Annotated in this window: 19 protein-coding genes; 9 read left to right on the plus strand and 10 right to left on the minus strand. The window is 42.2% G+C overall.

Annotated features, from left to right (window positions below):
* Positions 1–31: 31 nt before the first annotated feature.
* The 3 genes from FPL27_RS14315 to FPL27_RS14325 form a co-directional block, all read right to left on the minus strand.
* Entirely contained in the window at positions 32–2,905 is a 2,874-nt protein-coding gene (locus FPL27_RS14315) for a PD-(D/E)XK nuclease family protein (RefSeq protein WP_143961740.1), read from the minus strand.
* Between the two features lie 23 nt (positions 2,906–2,928).
* Positions 2,929–6,168, minus strand: a complete 3,240-nt coding sequence (locus tag FPL27_RS14320; protein ID WP_143961741.1) for a UvrD-helicase domain-containing protein — start codon at positions 6,166–6,168, stop codon at positions 2,929–2,931.
* A 93-nt stretch (positions 6,169–6,261) separates the two neighbouring features.
* Entirely contained in the window at positions 6,262–6,471 is a 210-nt protein-coding gene (locus FPL27_RS14325) for a PLDc N-terminal domain-containing protein (protein WP_143961742.1), read from the minus strand.
* A 166-nt stretch (positions 6,472–6,637) separates the two neighbouring features.
* On the opposite strand from FPL27_RS14325, the gene FPL27_RS14330 reads away from it, so the two are divergent.
* The gene (locus tag FPL27_RS14330) at positions 6,638–7,408 is read left to right on the plus strand and encodes a YdcF family protein (RefSeq protein ID WP_143961743.1); all 771 of its coding nucleotides are present in this window, start codon (positions 6,638–6,640) and stop codon (positions 7,406–7,408) included.
* Positions 7,409–7,429: 21 nt separating this feature from the next.
* Here the strand turns inward: FPL27_RS14330 and FPL27_RS14335 are convergent, their stop codons facing one another.
* Positions 7,430–7,891: a CBS domain-containing protein gene (locus FPL27_RS14335; RefSeq protein ID WP_143961744.1), complete on the minus strand. Its 462-nt coding sequence runs from the start codon at positions 7,889–7,891 to the stop codon at positions 7,430–7,432.
* Positions 7,892–8,047: 156 nt separating this feature from the next.
* Positions 8,048–9,859: a tetratricopeptide repeat protein gene (locus FPL27_RS14340; protein ID WP_185974382.1), complete on the minus strand. Its 1,812-nt coding sequence runs from the start codon at positions 9,857–9,859 to the stop codon at positions 8,048–8,050.
* Between the two features lie 83 nt (positions 9,860–9,942).
* Here FPL27_RS14340 and FPL27_RS14345 point away from each other — a divergent pair, with 83 nt between their 5' ends.
* Positions 9,943–10,161 carry a PspC domain-containing protein gene (locus FPL27_RS14345; RefSeq protein ID WP_143961746.1) on the plus strand — a complete coding sequence of 73 codons (219 nt, stop codon included), beginning with the start codon at positions 9,943–9,945 and terminating at the stop codon, positions 10,159–10,161.
* Here the strand turns inward: FPL27_RS14345 and FPL27_RS14350 are convergent.
* Both FPL27_RS14350 and FPL27_RS14355 read right to left on the minus strand, forming a co-directional pair.
* A complete protein-coding gene (locus tag FPL27_RS14350) occupies positions 10,150–11,166 on the minus strand; it encodes a glycosyltransferase family 2 protein (RefSeq protein ID WP_143961747.1) in 1,017 nt (338 codons plus the stop codon). The two genes, FPL27_RS14345 and FPL27_RS14350, sit on opposite strands and share 12 nt — an antisense overlap.
* Positions 11,166–11,498: a YbaB/EbfC family nucleoid-associated protein gene (locus FPL27_RS14355; RefSeq protein ID WP_143961748.1), complete on the minus strand. Its 333-nt coding sequence runs from the start codon at positions 11,496–11,498 to the stop codon at positions 11,166–11,168. The genes FPL27_RS14350 and FPL27_RS14355 overlap by 1 nt, the downstream gene beginning before the upstream one ends.
* A 208-nt stretch (positions 11,499–11,706) precedes the next feature.
* On the opposite strand from FPL27_RS14355, the gene FPL27_RS14360 reads away from it, so the two are divergent.
* Positions 11,707–11,988 carry a hypothetical protein gene (locus tag FPL27_RS14360; RefSeq protein WP_143961749.1) on the plus strand — a complete coding sequence of 94 codons (282 nt, stop codon included), beginning with the start codon at positions 11,707–11,709 and terminating at the stop codon, positions 11,986–11,988.
* 83 nt (positions 11,989–12,071) lie between these two features.
* On the opposite strand, the gene hisS is transcribed toward FPL27_RS14360, so the two are convergent.
* Positions 12,072–13,442, minus strand: a complete 1,371-nt coding sequence (gene hisS / locus FPL27_RS14365) for a histidine--tRNA ligase (RefSeq protein ID WP_143961750.1) — start codon at positions 13,440–13,442, stop codon at positions 12,072–12,074.
* A gap of 218 nt (positions 13,443–13,660) precedes the next feature.
* Here hisS and FPL27_RS19845 point away from each other — a divergent pair, with 218 nt between their 5' ends.
* A complete protein-coding gene (locus FPL27_RS19845) occupies positions 13,661–13,804 on the plus strand; it encodes a hypothetical protein (RefSeq protein ID WP_185974383.1) in 144 nt (47 codons plus the stop codon).
* 53 nt (positions 13,805–13,857) lie between these two features.
* Here the strand turns inward: FPL27_RS19845 and FPL27_RS14370 are convergent, their stop codons facing one another.
* Complete coding sequence (locus FPL27_RS14370) at positions 13,858–14,376, minus strand: metallophosphoesterase family protein (protein WP_143961751.1); 519 nt, start codon at positions 14,374–14,376, stop codon at positions 13,858–13,860.
* Positions 14,377–14,552: 176 nt separating this feature from the next.
* Here FPL27_RS14370 and FPL27_RS14375 point away from each other — a divergent pair, with 176 nt between their 5' ends.
* From FPL27_RS14375 to FPL27_RS14385, 3 genes are all read left to right on the plus strand, one after another.
* Positions 14,553–14,957 carry a rhodanese-like domain-containing protein gene (locus tag FPL27_RS14375; RefSeq protein ID WP_143961752.1) on the plus strand — a complete coding sequence of 135 codons (405 nt, stop codon included), beginning with the start codon at positions 14,553–14,555 and terminating at the stop codon, positions 14,955–14,957.
* 4 nt (positions 14,958–14,961) lie between these two features.
* Positions 14,962–16,329: an NAD-dependent succinate-semialdehyde dehydrogenase gene (locus FPL27_RS14380; protein ID WP_143961753.1), complete on the plus strand. Its 1,368-nt coding sequence runs from the start codon at positions 14,962–14,964 to the stop codon at positions 16,327–16,329.
* Positions 16,330–16,455: 126 nt separating this feature from the next.
* A complete protein-coding gene (locus FPL27_RS14385) occupies positions 16,456–17,433 on the plus strand; it encodes a pyruvate dehydrogenase complex E1 component subunit beta (protein ID WP_143961754.1) in 978 nt (325 codons plus the stop codon).
* 32 nt (positions 17,434–17,465) lie between these two features.
* Here FPL27_RS14385 and FPL27_RS14390 read toward each other — a convergent pair whose 3' ends face one another.
* A complete protein-coding gene (locus tag FPL27_RS14390) occupies positions 17,466–19,202 on the minus strand; it encodes an L-aspartate oxidase (protein ID WP_143961755.1) in 1,737 nt (578 codons plus the stop codon).
* A 108-nt stretch (positions 19,203–19,310) separates the two neighbouring features.
* Here FPL27_RS14390 and FPL27_RS14395 point away from each other — a divergent pair, with 108 nt between their 5' ends.
* Positions 19,311–20,735: a phytoene desaturase family protein gene (locus tag FPL27_RS14395; RefSeq protein ID WP_143961756.1), complete on the plus strand. Its 1,425-nt coding sequence runs from the start codon at positions 19,311–19,313 to the stop codon at positions 20,733–20,735.
* Between the two features lie 53 nt (positions 20,736–20,788).
* Complete coding sequence (locus FPL27_RS14400) at positions 20,789–21,271, plus strand: nucleoside deaminase (RefSeq protein ID WP_235893445.1); 483 nt, start codon at positions 20,789–20,791, stop codon at positions 21,269–21,271.
* The last annotated feature ends 2 nt before the right edge of the window (positions 21,272–21,273 follow it).

The following is a 21,273-nucleotide window of genomic DNA, read 5'->3' on the forward strand; positions in this document are numbered from 1 at the left end:
CATCCATTTTTGGAAAGGCCTTTTTGTTATTTCATCCTCTTTCGCAGATTTCCTGATAGGGACAGTATCTGCATTTTTCCTCATGTGGGGTTTGGTCAAAAGGAACCTGGGGATCGTAAACTTCCTCCAGAAGCTTTTTCAATTCTGTATCAAATTCTTCTTTGTATTCTCGATAATCGTTAAGCTCGTACCCCTGGCCTCTCCCCGCCTTCACTTGGAGGTAAGGATTGAAATCTGGTTTGAAGATTTCTCTTAAGTTGAAAATTGCCGGTTTCAAGGGTTTGCTTTCTGTAGGAAATTTAGAATTATATAGAAGCCCATACAACAAGGTCTGCATGGCCGCCTTGTTTCTATTCTTCAGCTGCCTATCGAAAAGCGACGGAATGTCGGGAAAGCTTTTCTTATCCGTTCCCGATTTATAATCAATCAATCGGACCGTTTCCCCAACCCGATCCACGCGGTCAATGATTCCGCCAACTGCCACACTTCTTATACCTGACGGTGTTTGGATTACCACGGCTGTTCTATACTTCTTTTCTGCCTCAAGGGAAATGATTTCAAACGGCGCGGTACTCTCATCGATGGCCAAGACTCCCAACACATACTTTTGAAGCACATCGCGGGCTATAGCTAATTGACCGTTGAGCTTGACCTCGGCGTTATCCTCAAGGAAGTACTGTTTGCGTATGGCCTTTTCGATGGACGGGAACACCAATTCCCTCAATCTTTCGAAATCTGATTTTTCTATTACAGCGCTTTTTTTCCTTTCGATATAATTTTGGTAGAGAATCTCAAGACTAAGGTGAGCCAAGTTGCCAAAAACCGCAGGGTCCACTTCCTCATTCACCACGGACTTTTCATCCATTCCCGCAATGTACCTTAAGTAGAATTTCAGTCTGCAGTCCAACCACACATTCAGGGCAGACGGTGAAAAGGCGGTGACCCTTTCACCGGCACCCTTCAAGACATACCTTTCCAGAGCTTGATAGATCTTTTCATTTTTGGGAATGGAGATGACCTGCGATTTGGAAAGATCGACTGGGACAAATACTACCTCTTCGTCCATACTCCTGTTGGTCCAATCCATTTCTTCTGCCATCTGTTGAATATACCGGCTCTTCTCTCCAGCCTTCCCCTGATCCCCCGCTGTGGTGTGGATCATATGAACCTCCTCTGCGCTGTGCAAGAGTCTGTAGAAGGTATATGCGTAAATGGCGTCATTCTGCTCCTGTACAGGCAGCCCGAAGGCTCTCCTGAGATTAAACGGTATCATGGAGTTCATTCCCCCACCTGGAGGAAAGCTTTCCTCATTCATATTGCAAATGATCACTCGGCGGAAATCAAGGTTTCTTGACTCAAGTACCCCCATCACCTGCAAACCTGCCAAAGGCTCGCCCTCAAAGGGGAGCTTGACTTCTCGAAACACCTGACGGAAAATCCGTATGAAAAAATCTATGCTTACCTCCACATCTTGCTGATCGGAAAGAATCTCGCCCAATCGGTTCAGCTGCTTATAAGTTTGCATCAAGTAGCTTTTCTGCAATGCCTCCTCGGTAGCCTGCTTGTGCAATCTCTTGATCACCTCTCCCAAATAGGAAAATATTTTTGGAGGAGTCAGTTTGACAAAAAGCATTTTGAAAAAACTGTTGACTTTGGCTAGAAGGTCTTGCGGCACATATACCAAGTTGGTTTCTTGGATGCTTTTGAGCAACTCCTGAACCTCTTTGGTATTTTCATGCTGAAGATAGGGTGAGGCCAATAGATCCCGAACAGGTTTGTGGTAAAACAAAATCTTCTCATCCTCAATTTTGGTGTATTTCTGTAAATCCAGTACTCCCTCCAAAAATGCGTAAACTGGCGCGTTCTTAACTGGATACCCCATCGTCACGTTAATCTTGTCGATATTTGGCGGCATGGCGTGTAGGGTCGGAAAGAGCAGTTGCTCATCTGGCAATATCACCACGGTCTCCTCCAGCGATTCCTCACCGCTGATTTCCTCCAAAATTTTCCCTACCAGATTGGACTGGTTTACCTTCAATGGTATCGCATAGGTTTTGATTTTGGCTTTTCTGCTGGCTATTTCACTTGGAAGGGTGTCTGGAAATGTTGGGCCAAATACCGGATCCTTCATATATTCCCTAAAAAACAACCCTGCCTCCTGATGCTGGTCCTGGATATAGTATGCGTCCAGATCCCAATAAATTTTGGCATCAAATTTTTTGATAAAGTGCTTCAGCAGTACTTCTTCAGTTTTCGTAAATGCATTGAAACCAACAAAGACGAATTGTCTTTCAGGTTTGGGTATGCTTTCCAGAGACTCTATGACTTGCCTATAAAGCATCCCTCCATAGGCAAGCTTTTTCTGGTCTAACTCCTCCTTAAAAGCCAAATATAATCCATGAAGCATTTGCCAAAACTTCAAAAACTTATCCTGATGCCCTTTGTCCTGCAAGTTGAAAGATTTCCAAAATTCTCTTATAAGCTGAATTTGATTTTCAGTCAAATAGCTTAAATCAGTTTCAATGACTTTAATTTCAGAAAGATCACGGTACAGTTTTTCCGCGTCAGCGAGAAACTGGTCTAGATCATTAAAATCCTTGAGGATCATTTCTCCCCAATAATAGAACCTGTCAAAGTCCTCGGGGGCCGGATGGATTTTCTTGTAGACCTTATATAATTCAAAAATCAAGGTTAGGTTGTCAGCAGGTCTGTTGCCAGCATATCCGTAAAAAAGGTCCTCGATAGTTTTGACCTCTGGCAGCCATTGAGGCTTATCTATTATTTTGCCCAAATGTTGGGTAAAGAAAAGTCCTGCCCTCCTATTAGGAAGCACCACGGTCACCTCTTTAAGTGAAGGGTAAGACTGTAATATATCTTGAGCTGTATTTCTTAAGAAACTGTGCATAAATTTTTGATGAATTGGGCTAATTAACCGAAAAGCTGCCCTTGTTTTCCGACGAGTGTAACTTCTATGATTTCTCCGGACTCCAGATAACATAAGTAACCCTTTGTTGGCAACTTGGTAATCTCACTGACAAGCTCCATGTAAGCCTGTACCTGGTCTTGGTAATACTTTTTCTTTTCTCCGGTTTTAAAGTCGACTACAATGGCCTCTTGATCCTTTAGAATCACCCTATCCGGTCTTCGCAATTCTCCGCCTGGCAAAATAATACCTTGCTCGGCTAAAAGCACCCCCTCACCTTGAAACCACCCTTTGAAAAGCTCCTGGCCAAAAAGTGTGTTCAACTGGTTTTGGAGTATTCCCTTTTCATCTTGGGTAATTTCCCCCTCGAACCAATAGGCGTCGATCCATTGCAAAGCCTCCTCCCGAGTTTTGGAGTTTTCCAATAATCGGTGGATCAGCAAACCATATTTTCTTTTTTGGTCCAAAAGATCAGAGCCTTCTAGGTTTTGGTCCAATTGACGGACTTTCAAGAGAGTTTGCCATGGTGTATAGTCCCACCTTAAATCTGAAGGAGCGGTTTTGATGGTGGGAGAACTGATTTTATCACCCCATTCACCAAATTCAAAAACCTTTGACTCTCCGTCAAAATAAACTGGAAGGTCAACTGCTGCGTCTTTCATGCTGCCATTTTCCAAAAGAAGCTGCAAATTAATGCCCAGTGAGTTTAAGGAGGTCGTTTTCTTTACCTCCTTATAGGCCGTGAAAGACCAAAAGACTTCCTCGGCCCTTGTCAAGGCGACATATACCATGTTTAGCGTATCGAGGTAGGCCATGATTTCCTCATTTGCGTAGACTTGCTCGAAGGCCGAATTGGCCAATTCTTTTTTGAGAGAAAGTGGTATAATCGTGGATGGAAGACCTTCCAACTCAAATGGACTCCAAAGAATGTTATCCTTGCTGGTATCAAATATGGTCCAGTCCAAATAAGGCATTAAGACTACTTTATATTGAAGACCTTTGGACTTGTGAATAGTCAAAATCCGCATGGCATCATGGTTTTCGGGAATCTTTACCGTCCGTTTCTGTTGGTTTTCCTCCCACCATTCCAAAAAGCCTGCTAAGTCAGCTCTATTTTTTCCTACAAAATCGAATACAGCTTCCTTAAACCCAGAAATATAAGCCTTCTCCTTGCCGGACTGGGCCAAGTCCAAGATTTGGATTAGTTCTTCCAGCATTTCGGATAACGGCATCTGCAAAAATTCAGGCATCCTCTGGCCCAATTGTGCTGCCTTGGGCTCAAGCTCGGAGGGCAAATCTTCTACGCTAAACAATTCATGAGAAACCTCATTCTCAAAAATCACCCCGCGAAAATACCACATCGAAGTATAGGCTACCATATCCTCGGGATCAAAAATGTACCTCATACCGGCAACCAGTGCCTTGACGGAAGCGGACTGTCCCAAATACATGGCTTCATCGGATAAAACGTCAAATCTATATTCCGGAAAATCTTGGGCGGCCTGCATCATGTTATGGACAATTCTTTCCCCCTCTGATTTTCTTCTGACAAGAAAAGCGATATCCTTCAAAGCATAGCCCCTATCCTGAAGCTCCATCACCACCTGTGGGAGTTTTTGAAGCATCTGAGCCTCGCTGCCCCCTTCTTCGGCTTCCTTGTCCTCCTGAATGAACTCCATGCGAACTTTACCTTTAAACGGCACTTCTGACTTTCGGTCAGACACTTTCTGAACTACATCCTCATAGGCTCTGCCGAGAATCCCTGCCGCCTCTACCCCATACTTTTCCTCTAAGGTCGACTTAAGCATGCCGGCCAATTGGGAAAATACTGTATTGTTGAAATTGATGATATTGGGAAGACTACGGAAATTGGTTTCGAGATTTTCCACCCTGATTTTAACAGATCCGATTTGTCGCTCCACTTCCTCCAAAAGTAACCTTAATTCACCACCTCTCCAGCGATAAATAGACTGCTTCACATCCCCCACCAAAAGGTTGGTTTTATTTTCGGCAAGTGAATTCTCCAATAGAGGTTTGAAACTCTCCCACTGGAAGCCACTGGTGTCCTGAAATTCATCAATTAGAAAATGTTGGTATTGATTACCGACTTTTTCATAGATGAAAGGCGCTTCATTTTCCTTGGTAATTTCTTTCAAAAAGTCATTAGCATCAGAAATGAGCAAGATGTTCTCATCGTTTTTGAGTTCAACCAACTCTTCAAGGAGATTTTTGAAAATCCCGTATACATAAAAATTTTTCCTTACCGCCTCTAGAGTATTCCAGCTGCGTGTTAGGGTATTAATTTCGGAGAGGATTCTTCCCAATCCAGCATGGAAGGCAGTCTCTATAGCATTTTTTTGTTTGCTGGTTTTGGTAGCCCAGGCATCTGGGTTGTCAATCATTTTCGACTGGGCATCTGTCAAAACTGGAACGGGACATGGTTTGGCGCCTAAATCCTCAAATCTTCGGGCAAAGGAGCGCCCACCCCCATTGAAGTCCGTCCATTCCAAGCCATTCTCGGTGCGGATACGGGTAGCCTCCTCTTTCAACTCACAGCAATACTCGGCAAGCTTTCCCCTCTGGGCATGGATAAACTTTCTCAGATCCGCCACATTTTGGGGGTTGGAGAGAAAAAGCTTAATATCCTGCTGGTATTGCTTGAATCCTTCTTGGAACAACTGTTTTCCCAGACCTTGTATGCCAGTCCTAATGTCCCAACTTTTACCCTCCTGCACCTGCTCATGGGCATAATCCACCAGCCATTTGTGCAATAGCGGGTCCTCCATCACCTTGGTAATAATCCTATCCACAACTCGTGAAAGAACAGCATCCTGATCAAGCTCGACGTCAAATTTGGCCTGAAGGTCAATTTCTCTGGCAAAAGACCTCACCACCTTTTGGAAAAAGCTGTCGATGGTGCTCACTGAAAAGCTGCCGTAATCGTGCAGAATAGCCAGCAAGGTTCGCTTTGCCCTTTCTTGTAGCTCGGGAGCATTGATTTGGAAGTGAGTTAGCAATGTTCTGTCTAGATCCTCTTCAGGCCGGATTTCAATTTTCATTCTGGAAAGAACTTCCAAGATTCTTTCTTTCATTTCCTGAGTAGCCTTATTGGTAAAGGTTACGGCCAGGATGGATTTGAAGGCATAAGGGTGGGCTAATGCAAGTTTAAGGTACTCTTTGGTTAGGGTGTAGGTTTTCCCCGATCCAGCAGAGGATTTATAAATGATGAATGGCTTCTCCGACATTGAACTCCTGATAAATTTGAATGTCGAAGTTAATTAAATTCTCTCCCATTCGCGAGGATTGTCATTCGTCGAGACAGTCAATGTCTCAATAATTCATTTCCCATACCTACCCAATACGATAAAGAGTAATGGTCCTAAGATCGGTAAAAGGAAGGAGCCCCACATCCAAAGCATTTTTTCCCGAGTGGGCAGGGATTTATTATTGAGAATCATGACTAGAGCTATGATAAAAAATATCAGGATAATCCCTCCGGCAATCTTCCATCCCATCAATATAAATGGTGGCAAATCCAGTTCATGCATAACGTATCCGATTATTCCATAAATTTACAAAAAAGTGAAGTAAATCGCTACACCACAACTAGATGACTTTGTTTAATTTTATTTGGCGGTGAATAAAATCCTTGGTTGCCGTATTATTAAATCAGAACTTGAGATAATTTTTTATTTTTGCACAAAAAATATAGGCATGGTTTACTTTTTATCCCAAATTTTCAGCTTCCTCATACTTCCGCTCACCATCATTCTCATTCTTTTTATCTTGGGAATGGTTTGGGTCAAAAAACCAATTGGTCGAAAACTGTTGTGGGCCTCCCTTCTCTTACTGTTGTTGATGAGCAACCGGTTTTTATCCAATAAAATGATGAATGCTTGGGAGCCCCAATTCAAAGAAATTGCCACGCTACCTACCTACGAAGTGGGAATTGTACTTACAGGTGTCACCAATATCAACAAGACGGCAAATGACCGGACGTTTTTTGACCGGGGAGCAGATAGGGCAACACATGCCATGCAACTTTACAAGGAGGGCAAAATCAACAAAATATTAATCACTGGTGGAGAGGGATTCTATAATGTCAACAGCAACCGGGAGGCCGATCTTTTGGCCAACTTCATGTATACGGCAGGAGTCCCCAGGGAAGACGTAATAATAGAAAACCAAGCGGTCAACACTAGAGAAAACGCCCTTTTTGCAAAGGAAACCCTGATAGAAAAAGGATATGATGTGAACAAAACCTACTTATTGATTACCTCGGCCTTTCACATGCCTAGATCAAAAAAATGTTTTGATAAGGTAGGACTCATCACTGAAACCTATCCGGTGGATTATTACGGCTCGGATAGCGGGGCCAACTTTAAATCTATCTTTCAGCCTGCACCCGATTCGTTGATGGTTTGGCAAAAAATGTTTAAGGAATGGGCTGGACTATTCGTTTATAAATTGGTAGGATATATTTGAGCCCATCCCCTCTTCACTTATTTACCAAGTGGTAGATTTTAAATCCTGAACCGCCTTGATAATGTCACTAATACTGATCTGACCGATTAAATCTCCGTCTCTCATCACTGGACATCTTCTTACTTTAAGGGTGAGGAACTTCTGAGCTGCGTCGAAAATACTAAGCTCAGGACTCATGGTCAACACTTCTGTTGACATATGGTCGGCCACTTTTCCTCCCAAGTCTGGCGTATTGGAATATTTTCCCTTAATAATTTGCTTGAGGCAATCACCTTCGGAAATTATTCCAACTAATTTGCCTGAATCATTCACCACTGGTCCCCCTGAAATCCTTTTGGAAGTAAGGATGTCCACCACCTTGTCAATACTGTCCTCAGGATTGAAGGTGATCAAGTTGGTGGTCATGTAATCTTTCACATAAATAGGCTGAAGGGATTTTTTCTTATCCTCAACTACTCGAACTCCTTGATAACTTTTTACCATTTCGTTTTTCTTTTAAGTTGAATATTTAATATAGATATAATCTTATATAATTCAAAATCCCCTTTTTGAAAAAACTTTAAACCCCAAACATTATTAATAAAAAAAACCGCCAACCCATGGGGTTGTCGGTTTACATTGTTTGGTTTAGTTATCTCTTTATCTGATCGCTTCTCTGAAGGAAGAATTATCCCTGTAAGCTCTGAACTCAGGATCCGTGGCTGCTCTTCTTTTCAAATCGCTACTTCTTTCTGAAGCTTTTTGAAGGTTTTCGTACATCACCTCCTCATTGCCACTTCGGGCTGCGACAATTGCCAAGCCATAAAAACCATACCCAAAATCTCTGTTGACCATGACGCTTTCCTCAAAGGCATTTACCGCATTTCTGTAGTCTTCAGTCAATAGGTAGGCCAACCCTTTATTAAACAGGTTAGTTTCGTTCTCAGGAGCATTGTTCAACCTGATGGTTGCCAATTTGTAATCTCCATTGATGATATCGACAGCACCGCGTGTGGCGTCGTTTATATGAGTAAATTCCTCGCTTTGATCCTTGGTAGAAGCATCAGACATATATTTGTACGCCGTTTCGTAATCACCTAACATGAGGTGAGCCTGTCCAAGGTTATGCATAGCATATGCTTTTTCTTCATCTGCATTTGCTGCTTCAAACTCTCTAATCGCGTTTCTAAGATATTCATCCTTTTCCGATTTGGATGCTGATCTATTTGCAAGGTTCAAGTAAACCACACCAAGGTTATTGTGCGACATTGGACTGTCATAGGTTTCTACTTGGGCTTTGTATAGGCTTTCCTTCGCAGAGTAACTTGGATTGATTTCTGCAGCATAGGCAAGCTCAGCTTCTGACAAGGTATCCGTCTGCACATCCCCTCTGGAGATTCTGGAACCTAAGATCGAAATCTCAGCCTCTGACTTTTTATCTTTAGTCGTCAAGATCTCTGTTTGCGCTATCCTCATTCTTGGATAAAGATCGTTGAAAACAGTTTTGTAAGTTGACAATTGACGCATTTGTCTTTCTTTGCTGTCAAAGTCACCTGATCCATCGATAATTTCGTAGTACTCCTCTTTTTGACTCTCGTTTAATTGATTATAATCTTCTAGCAGCAATTTGAAATCAGACCAATCGTCCACCACAGGCTTAAGGATAAACTGTACATCTTTGGATTCGTCACGATAATCGAATTTTTCCATCTCTCTTCTATAGAAACGCTCAATTGCCTCGGCTCTGTTTTTGGAAAGGTTCCTATTCACCCTTTCTGACCCTTCAGGAGAGTGGGTACCGGTGATTGTCACCGTTTTAGTCACATTGTTATCTGCGATGAAAGCTTTCAGATAACTCCCTCGGTCAGAATTAACCTCACTTGATCTAAGGTTGGCGCTGCCTTGTTGGAAGAAAAACTCCACCTCAGTGGGTTCAAGTTCATCGGCTGCCTCGTAATCGTGCCCCATGTAGAGCCCCATATTTGGGATTCCCCCTTCTTCTGTCACCTGACCGATTCTGGCCAACCTTGAGGTCGTAATGATTCCCTCAGCCACCCTGACTCCTTCAGTAGAAGCAGACCCACCTTTCTTTTTGTGTGTCGCACGACCTTCCACCTTTAGGGTTCCTGTTTCCATTCCATCCTTGTATGGGAACGCAAATGATTTTTGTTGAGCATTCTGTTCCTTATTGTTTATCTCAGCACCGTCAAATTCCATATTGTCGGATATGGGCTGAATTTTACCTTGGTATTGAAATTCCGGTTGGAGGGTATATTTAAAATTCTTGTTCAGCATTTTAGGAGGAAGCTGGGCTTCCATATCAAATTTGACAGAGTCGCCTTCTAGCACCAAGGGATTAGGTTGGACTTGGAGCTGCTGATCCGCTGAGCGTTTGATGACGGACTGCACGTTGGTGCAGGCGGATAGGACAATAGCCCCACCCATCACTGTCAAAAAAGTTGCCTTTTTCATAAACATTGTTGTTGGTTTATTCGATTATTTATTATATTCCCGATAAAATCAAATTGATTTATTATAATCAGACCATTATTATCATGGAAAAAATCAAGATATTCTTTGAAGATCGAGCATTTGGGGTTTGCTCTAAGTTAGGTGAAAGGCTGAATTTCCCAATAGATAGCATAAGACTGTTTTTCATCTACTCCTCATTTATCACATTAGGCTCCCCAGTAATCTTTTACGTATCCATGGCTATGCTAATGAAAGTACGAAAGTATTTCCGCAAGATGAACAACCCAGTGCTATTTGACTAATCCCAACTGACTAAATTTCTTTTTTCCCTGAAAATAATATGTCAAAATTATGGAAAGGACTTTTCTTCCCGAACTTCCCTTTACCAATTTTGATGCCAAAAGGCTGTCTTTGGCCATTCTGCGCCGCATTTTGAAAAAATCTCGGTAAGCCCAGAATACTGCCAGGGAATGTGCCCATCCTTGGCTAAACATTAAATGTACCCCAGCAATCATATCCAAAGGTAATCGCTTCCAAAAAACGTTTCGAAAACCTTTTCTGTCCAGGTTCAAATACAACATTAAAATACTGTTGCGGAAATTTAAATAGGTTTTGTACGCATTGGTTTTACTAAGCGTCCCCCCGCCCAAATGGTAAACCGTACTTTGAGGAAGACAGTATAGCTTCATTCCCTTTTTTCGGATTCTCCAGCATAGTTCAATCTCCTCCATGTGGGCAAAAAAATCAGCTCGAAATCCAGCAAACTCTTCAAAAACATTGGTTCGTATTGCCAAACAGGCTCCGGATGCCCAGTCCACCTCTAGAATTTCATCGTACTGCCCCTCATCTTTCTCAATGGTGTTAAGTATTCTTCCACGACAATAAGGGTAACCAAGACTGTCTAAAAATCCTCCACAAGCACCTGCATAATCAAAGTTTTCTGGATTTTGATGTGATAATATCTTAGGCTGGACCCCTGCTGCCAAGGAATTTTGGTCTAAAAAGTGAATAAGCTTACAGTCCCACCCAGCGTTTACCTCAACATCAGAATTTAAAAGAATATAGTAAGTAAACCTCCCCTTGAGTTGCTCTAAAGCAGCATTATAACCACCAGCATATCCGAGGTTTTGACTATTATTCAAAATCTCTAACTCAGGGTAAGACTTAGCTAAAAAATCACAGGAACCATCAGTTGAAGCATTATCTGCCACTATGATGGGGAAAATGGAATTAATTATAACATTGGGAAGAAAACGCTCAAGCATCTCCTTCCCATTGTAATTAAGAATAACAATAGCCGCCTTCATTAAAACATATTGCCGAAATCCATTCCTGGGATGTTTGGCATCATGCCTTCCGTGGCATTTTTCATTTCTTCCTTGATTTTCACATCTATAGCTTCAAAAGCTTTGTTGGTGGCTGCCACAATTAAATCCTTGAGCATATCCTTGTCCTGTGGATTGATAAGGGATTCATCCACGGTCATGTCAATTACCTTTCGATGACCATTGACGGTGACTTTGACCATACCTGCCCCGGACTCCCCTTCTGCGGTCACGTTGACCAATTGGGCCTGCGTTTCCTTCATTTTCGCCTGGGCCTCTTTCACCTTATTCATGATATTCATAAAGTCGAACATATCCTATCTGCTTTTTTTACAAAGATAATTGTTTTTACATCAGATTTTACTACACACAATTTTCCTATCATAGGAAATGTCATAGATTTACAATATATTATATCTATTTTATAAATATTAAAATATAATATATCTAATTAAGAACTTTTTACAATAAAATCGACTTATATACGTATTAGGAATAGAACTCAAAAATTTCTTTTACACCATGAAAACCATCGCTAAAATTGACAAGGAGCACATCAGAGGTTTACGATTTAGTCGTAGGGAGGTCTTGGACAGCCCCGAGTCTAAAAAATTTCGTGCAGCGGATCTACTAAGGGCACTGACACTAGGGAACCTTCTTCAGAGTAAGGTTAACATTATTTTTGAAGACCGTGAAGAGAATGCATACTGCGTAGAGACCACCGTATGGTCGGTAGGTGACCAATTTATCACACTCAAAGGAGGAATCCATATCCCTATAAACTCCATAGTCGAAGTAAACTGAAAAAAATAGCTTAATCATAATTAAAAAAGCCCTTTTCAGAAATCGAAAAGGGCTTTTTTACTATGGTAACAAACTGGTTTTTCCTAGATTGATTGACTTATTTGCTTCAAGGCATCTTGAAGCCCAATCTGTCTTTGCTCACCCGATTGCATGTTTTTGAGCGTCACTTCTCCACTTTTGATTTCTTCCGAACCGATGATGATTACAAAAGGGATGTTCTTTTTATCCGCGTAATTAAACTGCTTCTTCATTTTGGCATCATCAGGGAAAATTTCAGCGCTGATCCCAAGCTTTCTGGCTTCAGTCAGCACTTTCAGCCCATGACTCAGGGCATCTTCACCAAAGTGTGCGACCATCAAGGTGGTGGATTTTAAGCTTTCCTCAGGAAATAGCTCCAATTCTTCCAACACATCATAAAGTCGGTCCACTCCAAAAGAAAAACCAACTCCAGAAACACCCTCAAGACCAAACACCCCCGTAAGATTGTCATAACGCCCTCCTCCACTCACGGAGCCAATGGATACATTGTTGACCTTTACTTCGAAAATTGCACCCGTATAATAGGAAAGCCCACGGGCTAATACCACGTCAAAATCCACAAATTCATCATCCTCTCCAAAGCTTTTCAGGAGCTCAAAAACCTCGCGCAATTCATTCAAGCCTTGCAATCCTACTTCACTGCTAGCCAGAAAAATCTGCAAAAACTCAAACTTGTCCCTGGAATTCATATCGATAATAGGCCCTAATTTATCAATTGACTCCTTAGAAAACCCTTTTTGTTCGAGTTCTTCCTGTACCTTTTCCCAACCGATTTTGTCCAACTTATCTATTGAAACACAAAGGTCGCTTTCTCGTCCAGGCTCCCCTATCACTTCAGATATGCCGGTCAGAATCTTTCGGTTATTGATTTTAATGCTATAGTCAGTGAGTTGTAACGCACTAAAAACCCGCTTTATCATTAGGATGATTTCGGCTTCGCATACCAAACTGTCTGTACCTACAACGTCAGCGTCACATTGATAAAACTCTCTATATCTCCCTCTCTGTGGACGGTCTGCCCTCCATACAGGCTGGATTTGGAATCTTTTAAAAGGAAAAACGATATCATTCCTGTTCATAACCACATAGCGGGCAAAAGGGACGGTAAGATCATACCTTAGTCCCTTCTCTGCAACCAAAGGAAGAACTGTGTTAGGTCCTTCGGCGAGTTTTTCGGCAGATACCTTTTTCAAAAAATCTCCGCTATTTAGAATTTTATATAAAAGCTGGTCCCCCTCATCTCCATATTTTCCGGTCAGGACCGATAGATTCTCCATGCTTGGAGTCTCTAGTTGTTGAAACCCAAAAAGTTTGAAAGTGGATTTAATTGTCTCCAGTATATAGTTCCTTTTAGCCATTGTTTGAGGCCCAAAATCACGGGTCCCTTTAGGCAAAGTCGGTTTTTGAATGCTCATTTGTCGTTTATTTTGCCCAAAGTTATGAAAATTGAAGGAGAATATTCGTTTTGCTATGTTGGTGTTTAAAGCTGGAATTGTGAGATAAAGATGAATTCAGGCATTTTTCTCCACTAGCTAATGAAAATCCCTGATTTATTTGGGCATATCCGTTCATTGTTTGATAGATATTCTTATCTTTGCACCTCAAATTTGGAAACTCATAAACAGATATCGATATGGCTGTTACTACTTTAAAAAGAAAACTAAAAAGAAAGAGACAATCTCAAAAAACGAGAGTTATCAAGATCAAACAATTGAATGCTAAGCCAGTAATCAAAAATGTTGATATTGAAGAATTGAAAAAAGATTTCGACAAATAAGCTTTATTTGTAAAAAAGATATAAAAAAGGCGGTACCTAAGGTGTCGCCTTTTTTATTGATTAATTCGGGCTTGAGCTCTCTTCCCTAGCTCCACTGCCCTTAAGTTTTTTATCTGTCCTTCCGAGAGTTCGAATTTAAGAAGCGTCCTGACTTGGTGAAAACCTTGTATACCAATTGCACCGGGATTCATAAAGAGAACATTTGACGATTGATCAAATTCTATTTTGAGTATGTGGGAATGTCCGCAAACAAAAAGTTTCGGAGCGGTTTGCTTGATCCTAGGTTTGACCCCTTTTGCATACCTGGGCGGCTTCCCGCCAATGTGTATCATAAGGACTTTAACCCCTTCCACTTCAAAAAGCTGCTCTTCAGGATATGCCGCTCTAGTGAAATTATCGTCAATATTACCAGTCACAACCCTCAACCCCTTCCCTTTCGGCAATTGTTCAATTACCTTCAAGTCCCCGATATCTCCAGCGTGCCATATCTCATCTACATCTTCTAGATGCCTCAAAACCGCCTCATCGATATAGCTGTGGGAATCCGAAATCAATCCAATTAATTTACCCATTTTCAAACAATGTTGGTTTATCCGCAAGTTATAAATATATGCTGAAATTATATTTTCGCCCTATTTGGAAATATTCCTTATTGAAGGAGCAATCGGGGATATTTGGAATTATTTATGCTCCTATCTAGCTGCCGCTGACTTAAAATACAATTGCTCACAATTTTTACCGATTAACCATGAAAACTTGGCTTGGAACTTATACAGTTATGTTGCTTCTGCTTATCGGCGGATGTCATTCGGGCTTTATGAGCCAAGAAAAAATCCTCAGCCCCGATGAGTTTGAAATCGGTTACTCAAAGCATCCAGAATCTATCCTAATCGACATACGTTCTCCGGAGGAGGTGAAGAATGGACATTTAAAAGACGCAATCTTTATAGATTACCATGACCAGCATTTTGAGGAGCAATTGGCCTACCTTCGAAAAGATCTTGCTTATTATATTTATTGCGGGTCTGCAGATAAAACTATACCGACAGCTAGACTCATGAAAACCATGGGCTTCAAAAAAGTCTTCGTGTTACAAGGAGGAATTAAGCATTGGCATCAGCAAGGCAAAAAAATCATTCACCCACAAACCTAATAATATGAAATCCATCAACCCCTACACCGGAAAAACTTTAAAAATATACAACCCTCACAGTGACCATCAAATAAAAGAAACCGTAGAACGGGCCCAAGACACATTTTTAATGTGGAAAAAAATCGGATTTGAAGAAAAAGCCCATTTTCTTAATAAAGCTGCTGATATTCTAGAAAGTAAGAAAGAGCATTATGCCAAGCTCATTTCACTGGAAATGGGGAAGATGCTGAAGGAGTCAGTAGCTGAAATTGAGAAATGCGCATGGGTTTGCCGATATTATGCGGAAAAAGCTGAAGGGTTTTTAGCCGACTCACCATTGGACCTCCCGGACGACAAAAAAGCTAAGCTTAAATACAATCCCTTGGGAGTGATTTTAGCAGTAATGCCTTGGAATTTTCCTTTCTGGCAGGTTTTCAGATTTGCCGCACCAAACCTGATGGTCGGCAACACAGGAATTCTCAAGCATGCATCCAATGTTCCTCAATGCGCATTGGCTATTGAGGAGATATTTGAGGAGGCGGGATTCCCTAAAGGCTGTTTTCAGACACTTCTGATTTCTTCCGACAAGGTCAAATCAATCCTCCAACACCCCTCTGTAAAAGCCGCGACCCTCACTGGAAGCGAAAAAGCCGGAGAGATTATTGCCTCCCATGCTGGGGAGGTGTTGAAAAAGACCGTACTTGAACTGGGCGGAAGCGACCCTTTTATCGTATTGGCTGACGCTGATGTGGAAAAAGCAGCAAAAACAGCAGCGAAATCACGAATGATAAATTTTGGGCAAAGCTGTATTGCGGCCAAAAGATTTATTATTCATAAGAAGGTTTATGACAAGTTTGTGGAAGTTTTCAAAAAGGAAATTGAGGGATTGAAACAAGGAGATCAGTTTGATGAAAATGCTGATTATTGCTGCATGGCAAGACCTGACCTGGCGGAGGAACTCTTTGCTCAAGTCAATAAAAGTATAGCCATGGGAGCTAAAGTTATATTAGAAGGAAGTAGACCAGAAGAGGGAAAGGCACTTTTTAAACCTTATATTATTTCAGATATCACTCCGGACATGCCTGCATATCACCAAGAAATGTTTGGTCCGGTTGCCACAATATTTAAAATAAATTCAGAAGAAGAAGCTATTAAGATCGCTAATGACTCTCCCTATGGTTTGGGTTCGTCTCTATGGACTTCGGATATGGACAAAGCAGATGAATTGGCAGGACAGATTGAAAGCGGTGCAGTTTTTATTAATGAACTCGTGGCGTCCAGCCCTTACCTGCCCTTTGGTGGAATAAAGCGATCTGGATATGGGCGTGAACTAGCCGAATTGGGTATCAAGGAGTTTGTCAATATCAAAACAGTATCATTTACCCAATCTTGATTTCATAGAAAGCCAAGGTAATTCCCAGATTGACATAAATGCCTCAAAAAGGCTATGGAAATTGAAATTAACTTGTGAATTGCCGATTAACTTTCTATTTTTACGCCCATAAATTTTGGCTGTTACATGAGAGAAATACAATTTAGAGAAGCATTAAGAGAGGCTTTGTCCGAAGAAATGAGACGTGACAAAAATGTGTTTGTCATGGGCGAGGAGGTAGCTGAATACAACGGGGCATATAAAGTGACGCAAGGTATGTTGGACGAATTTGGTCCTGAAAGGATGTACGACACCCCTATTGCCGAACTTGGTTTTGCTGGGTTGGGTGTAGGCGCCGCCATGAACGGTCTCCGGCCTGTCATCGAATTCATGACCTTCAACTTTTCTTTAGTAGCAATTGATCAGATCATCAACTCTGCTGCTAAGATCTATTCCATGTCAGCCGGACAATATAGCTGTCCTATCGTATTCCGCGGACCAACCGGAAGCGCTGGCCAATTGGGTGCTCAACACTCTTCCAACTTTGAAAACTGGTTTGCTAACACTCCAGGGTTAAAAGTAGTGGTTCCTTCCAATCCTTATGATGCCAAGGGACTTCTTAAAGCCTCTATCCGGGACAATGACCCTGTGATCTTTATGGAGTCAGAAGTGATGTATGGTGACAAAGGTGAAGTTCCTGAAGGCGAATACCTACTTCCAATCGGCGTAGCTGAAGTAAAAAGAAAAGGTAAAGATGTAACCATTGTCTCTTTTGGAAAAATGATGAAAGTGGCATTGGAAGCTGCAGAAGAACTAGCAAAAGACAACATCGAGGCAGAAGTAATTGATTTAAGAACGGTGAGACCTATCGATTATGCCACTATCATAGAATCTGTGAAGAAAACTAATAGATGTGTAATAGTTGAAGAAGCTAACCCAATTGCTTCGCTTGCTACTGATTTGGCTTTCAACATTCAGAAGAGTGCCTTCGATTATTTAGATGCCCCTGTGTTGAGGGTAAACAGCATGGATATACCTTTGAGCTACGCAGCGCAATACATTGAAGCTACCTTACCAAATGTGAAGAGAACTATAGAGGCAGTCAAAAAAGTCTGCTACAAATAAAAAAAAGCCTTGGGATGACCCAAGGCTTTTTTTTATTCCAACTGATGATAGTCTAGCGAATGCCCTTCATCCAATGCCTCCTGAACCTTTTTAGAAATGGATGGAATTTCTGCTTTTTGCATTTGAAGCCCCCCTTCCTCATCTAATCCCCATATAAGGTTCACTTTCCAATCTTCCGATTTATCAGGGAAATCATCCCGGTAATGGGCACCTCGTGATTCTTTTCTTTCTTTTGCAGCTTTTACTACCAATTTGGAAACCTCCAGCACGGTAAACAGGTCCAGATTTTTCCATTTAATTTGAAAATCAAGACTTTTGGCCTCCACCGCATTCTCTTTCATACCTATCTCTATCTCTTCTAGTTTTTGAAGGCCATTATTAAGGTTTTCCTCTGTTCTAATAATGCCGGCATGTTCCCACATCAACAATTTGATTTCCTCTATAATCTCCTCTGGCTGGGTTTGCCAAGGAAAACTACTTGGCTTGAAGTTTTTTTCTTTTACCGAATTGTTTTTCTGCTCACTACTCTCTTCCAGAATTTTTCTACTGAGCCCCTCGCCTGTCAATTTTCCTAGCACCACAGTTTCAATCAGAGAGTTACCACCAAGCCTATTAGCCCCATGCAATCCACAAGCAGCCTCCCCTACAGCATAAAGTCCCGGAACACCTGTATAACCGTTTTCAAAATCAATTACCAACCCTCCCATAGAATAATGACTAGTGGGCGCCACTTCCATAGCTTTTTCCGCTATGTTGATTCCAAGAGATTCAAATCTTTCGTACATATCAGGCAGTTTCTTTTTGATGAAATCTTCCTCTTTATGTGAAATGTCAAGAAAAACCCCTTTGTCCTCTGTTCCATTTCCTTTGGCTATTTCCTTTGCTATTGCTCGGGCTACTTCGTCACGGGCATCCAACTCCATCATTTCTGGGGAATAGTTTTCCATAAATCTCTTACCATCCGCATTGAGCAGATGTCCGCCTTCTCCTCTGACTGCCTCGGTTACAAGCTTACCTTCATACTCTTCTGGCTTTACCATGCCGGTGGGGTGAAACTGCACCATTTCCATGTCCTTGAGTTTCGCTCCAGCTCTAAGAGCAAGCCGCATGGCATCTCCAAGGTTTTCATCCTTTCGGGAAGAGGAACGGCTATATATAGACGCATACCCCGCAGCCGCTATGACAGTGTATTTACTGGCAAACCTGATAAGTTGCTTTTCTTTCTGATCCAGCGCTAAAGCACCTATGATTTTGTTATTTTCCTTTAAAAGTTCAAAAACATATTTCCCATCAAGGCATTTAATCCCCATATCTTTGGCTTTCTGGACTAGGGTATCTAAAATGGCTTTTCCTGTATGATCTCCCACATAGCAGGTCCTTCTAAAGGACTGCGCTCCAAAAAAACGTTGATTGATTTTCCCTTCTTCAGTTGTATTAAATGGGCAGCCCCATTGGGCAAGCTCCTCTATGGCTTGGGGTGCATTTTTGCAAACTAGCTCAACGGCTTTGGGATCATTTACAAAGTGTCCTTCCTTGAGCGTGTCGGCAGCATGGATCTCCCATCTGTCTTCCGGGTCGAGATTGCCAAGTGAGGCGTTGATTCCTCCGGCGGCCATTTTGGTATGGGCGTCGCCAAATTCCCGCTTGGAAACCAAAAGGCAATCCACCCCTGCTTGCTTGAGGGCAACAGCTGTACGGATGCCCGCAGCACCAGCCCCAATTATCAACACATCGGTTGTCAAATCCTGGTCTACATCTTGAAAAGTCATATTGCTCTTTTTCCTATTCAAACAATCGTACCTTTCGAATGTTCGATTTAATGGGGATTTGTAAATTGCCCGGCTTTTTTGAACAACATTTCTGAAAAACATTTTAGCATGAGCAAACATCTGGATGCAATAGTAGTAGGTAGCGGTCCCAATGGCTTGGCCGCCGCAATCTATCTCCAACAAAAAGGACTTTCAACAGCTATATACGAGCAGGCAGACGAGGTAGGCGGTGCCACCCGATCGGGAGAGCTCACCCTCCCGGGGTTCATCCATGACCTGGGATCTGCCATCCATCCTTTGGGCATGGCCTCCCCTTTCTTCAAAACTTTACCCTTAGATGAGTATGGATTGGAATGGGTTTATCCGGATATTCCATTCGCTCATCCGTTTGCTGATGGAACGAGCGTGGCAGCTTATCAAGACATTGATCAGACCGCAAGGCAGCTGGGAAGGGACCAAGAGGTTTACTTCGATATGATGAGTTGGTTGACAGAAAACTGGGCAGATCTGGAGGAGGACATCCTCAGCCCTTTGAACATACCCAATCACCCTATCAAAATGGCCCGCTTCGGTATGAGTGCCCTTTTGCCGGTAACAACGTTTTCAAAACTGTTTTTCAAAGAAGAAAAAACAAGAGCCTTTTTCTACGGGGCCGCAGCACACTCCACATTACCCTTGACCAAGCTGGCATCTGCATCATTTGGACTTGTGCTACATGGAGTCGCACATAAGTATGGGTGGCCCTTTCCAAGGGGTGGAGCAAAAAACATTGCGGAAAGCTTAGCAGCTTATTACAGGTCCTTGGGTGGAATAATTTTCAGGGACAGTCTTATTGAATATATTGAGGAGCTTCCGCGTGCACAAGCTTACCTTTTCGACCTTACTCCAAAACAGTTGCTAAAAATCAAGGGAACTAATATGGGCGAGGATTATAGAAAAAGGCTGGAAAATTATAAATATGGAAAAGGAGTATTCAAAATTGACTGGGCATTAAGCGAGCCTATTCCTTTTCTGAGCGAGGAATGCAGAAAGGCCGGGACTATTCATTTTGGGTACTCAACTAAAGAAATGGAAAACAGCGCCAGAAGAGGTGCAAAAGGTTATGTTTCTCCTGACCCTTACGTTTTACTGGCCCAGCACACCATCTTCGATTCCTCTAGAGCACCTAAAGGTCAACATACTGCATGGGCTTACTGCCATGTTCCCAACGGGGACGAAACCGATATGACCCCATTTATTGAAGCGCAAATTGAGAAAGCGGCCCCTGGATTTAAGGATATCATTTTGGCGAGAAACGCCCAAACTACTTCCCAAATGGAGGCCTGGAATCCTAACCTTGTCGGTGGAGATATCAACGGTGGACTTCAAGACATCAGCCAGCTCTTCACACGCCCTGTGGCAAGTTTTTCACCTTACAACACACCTAACAAGCAGGTATATATTTGTTCATCCTCCACTCCCCCCGGTGGTGGTGTTCACGGCATGTGTGGTTATAATGCTGCGGTAAAAGCATATTCCGACCACTTTAAATGATATTTGCAACCAAAATTCAATTATATTGGTATTATATATCTAAGAGTTAAAGTATGAGTTTGTCATTAGAACAACAGAAATTTATGCAATATGCGCTGGATCTTGCCCAACAAGGCATGGAGTCCGGTAAAGGTGGCCCCTTTGGCTGTGTAGTGGTCAAAGACGGACAAATCATCGGCGAAGGGAGCAATAGCGTAACCTCAACTACCGATCCCACCGCCCACGCCGAAGTAGTGGCCATCCGAGAAGCATGCAAGCACCTAAACGATTTCCAGTTAAATGGTTGTGACATTTACACCTCATGTGAGCCATGCCCAATGTGTTTGGGTGCCATTTATTGGGCACGTCCGGACCGCGTTTATTTTGCTAACGACAAGTTTGATGCTGCTCAAGCCGGATTCGATGACGCCTTTATTTACGAACAACTAGAAGTAGAACCTTCCAGCCGAAGTATTCCCATGATCAAAGTTACCATGGATGATGCTAACAAGGCATTTAACCTATGGCAGGAAAAAAACGATAAAACAATTTATTAACC

Origin of the sequence: Litoribacter populi, assembly GCF_007483685.1 — a bacterium.
GTDB classification, from domain to species: Bacteria; Bacteroidota; Bacteroidia; order Cytophagales; family Cyclobacteriaceae; genus Litoribacter; species Litoribacter populi.

Bases quoted from the DNA above. Each gene is read 5' to 3' on its own strand.
- FPL27_RS19845 (WP_185974383.1), top strand. From the start codon at position 13,661: ATGGCTGTTACTACTTTAAAAAGAAAACTAAAAAGAAAGAGACAATCT.
- FPL27_RS14340 (WP_185974382.1), bottom strand. From the start codon at position 9,859: ATGAAAAAGGCAACTTTTTTGACAGTGATGGGTGGGGCTATTGTCCTA.
- FPL27_RS14385 (WP_143961754.1), top strand. From the start codon at position 16,456: ATGAGAGAAATACAATTTAGAGAAGCATTAAGAGAGGCTTTGTCCGAA.
- FPL27_RS14380 (WP_143961753.1), top strand. From the start codon at position 14,962: ATGAAATCCATCAACCCCTACACCGGAAAAACTTTAAAAATATACAAC.
- FPL27_RS14320 (WP_143961741.1), bottom strand. From the start codon at position 6,168: ATGTCGGAGAAGCCATTCATCATTTATAAATCCTCTGCTGGATCGGGG.
- FPL27_RS14395 (WP_143961756.1), top strand. From the start codon at position 19,311: ATGAGCAAACATCTGGATGCAATAGTAGTAGGTAGCGGTCCCAATGGC.
- FPL27_RS14400 (WP_235893445.1), top strand. From the start codon at position 20,789: ATGAGTTTGTCATTAGAACAACAGAAATTTATGCAATATGCGCTGGAT.
- FPL27_RS14370 (WP_143961751.1), bottom strand. From the start codon at position 14,376: ATGGGTAAATTAATTGGATTGATTTCGGATTCCCACAGCTATATCGAT.
- FPL27_RS14325 (WP_143961742.1), bottom strand. From the start codon at position 6,471: ATGCATGAACTGGATTTGCCACCATTTATATTGATGGGATGGAAGATT.
- hisS (WP_143961750.1), bottom strand. From the start codon at position 13,442: ATGAGCATTCAAAAACCGACTTTGCCTAAAGGGACCCGTGATTTTGGG.
- FPL27_RS14345 (WP_143961746.1), top strand. From the start codon at position 9,943: ATGGAAAAAATCAAGATATTCTTTGAAGATCGAGCATTTGGGGTTTGC.
- FPL27_RS14315 (WP_143961740.1), bottom strand. From the start codon at position 2,905: ATGCACAGTTTCTTAAGAAATACAGCTCAAGATATATTACAGTCTTAC.
- FPL27_RS14335 (WP_143961744.1), bottom strand. From the start codon at position 7,891: ATGGTAAAAAGTTATCAAGGAGTTCGAGTAGTTGAGGATAAGAAAAAA.
- FPL27_RS14390 (WP_143961755.1), bottom strand. From the start codon at position 19,202: ATGACTTTTCAAGATGTAGACCAGGATTTGACAACCGATGTGTTGATA.
- FPL27_RS14350 (WP_143961747.1), bottom strand. From the start codon at position 11,166: ATGAAGGCGGCTATTGTTATTCTTAATTACAATGGGAAGGAGATGCTT.
- FPL27_RS14355 (WP_143961748.1), bottom strand. From the start codon at position 11,498: ATGTTCGACTTTATGAATATCATGAATAAGGTGAAAGAGGCCCAGGCG.
- FPL27_RS14330 (WP_143961743.1), top strand. From the start codon at position 6,638: ATGGTTTACTTTTTATCCCAAATTTTCAGCTTCCTCATACTTCCGCTC.
- FPL27_RS14375 (WP_143961752.1), top strand. From the start codon at position 14,553: ATGAAAACTTGGCTTGGAACTTATACAGTTATGTTGCTTCTGCTTATC.
- FPL27_RS14360 (WP_143961749.1), top strand. From the start codon at position 11,707: ATGAAAACCATCGCTAAAATTGACAAGGAGCACATCAGAGGTTTACGA.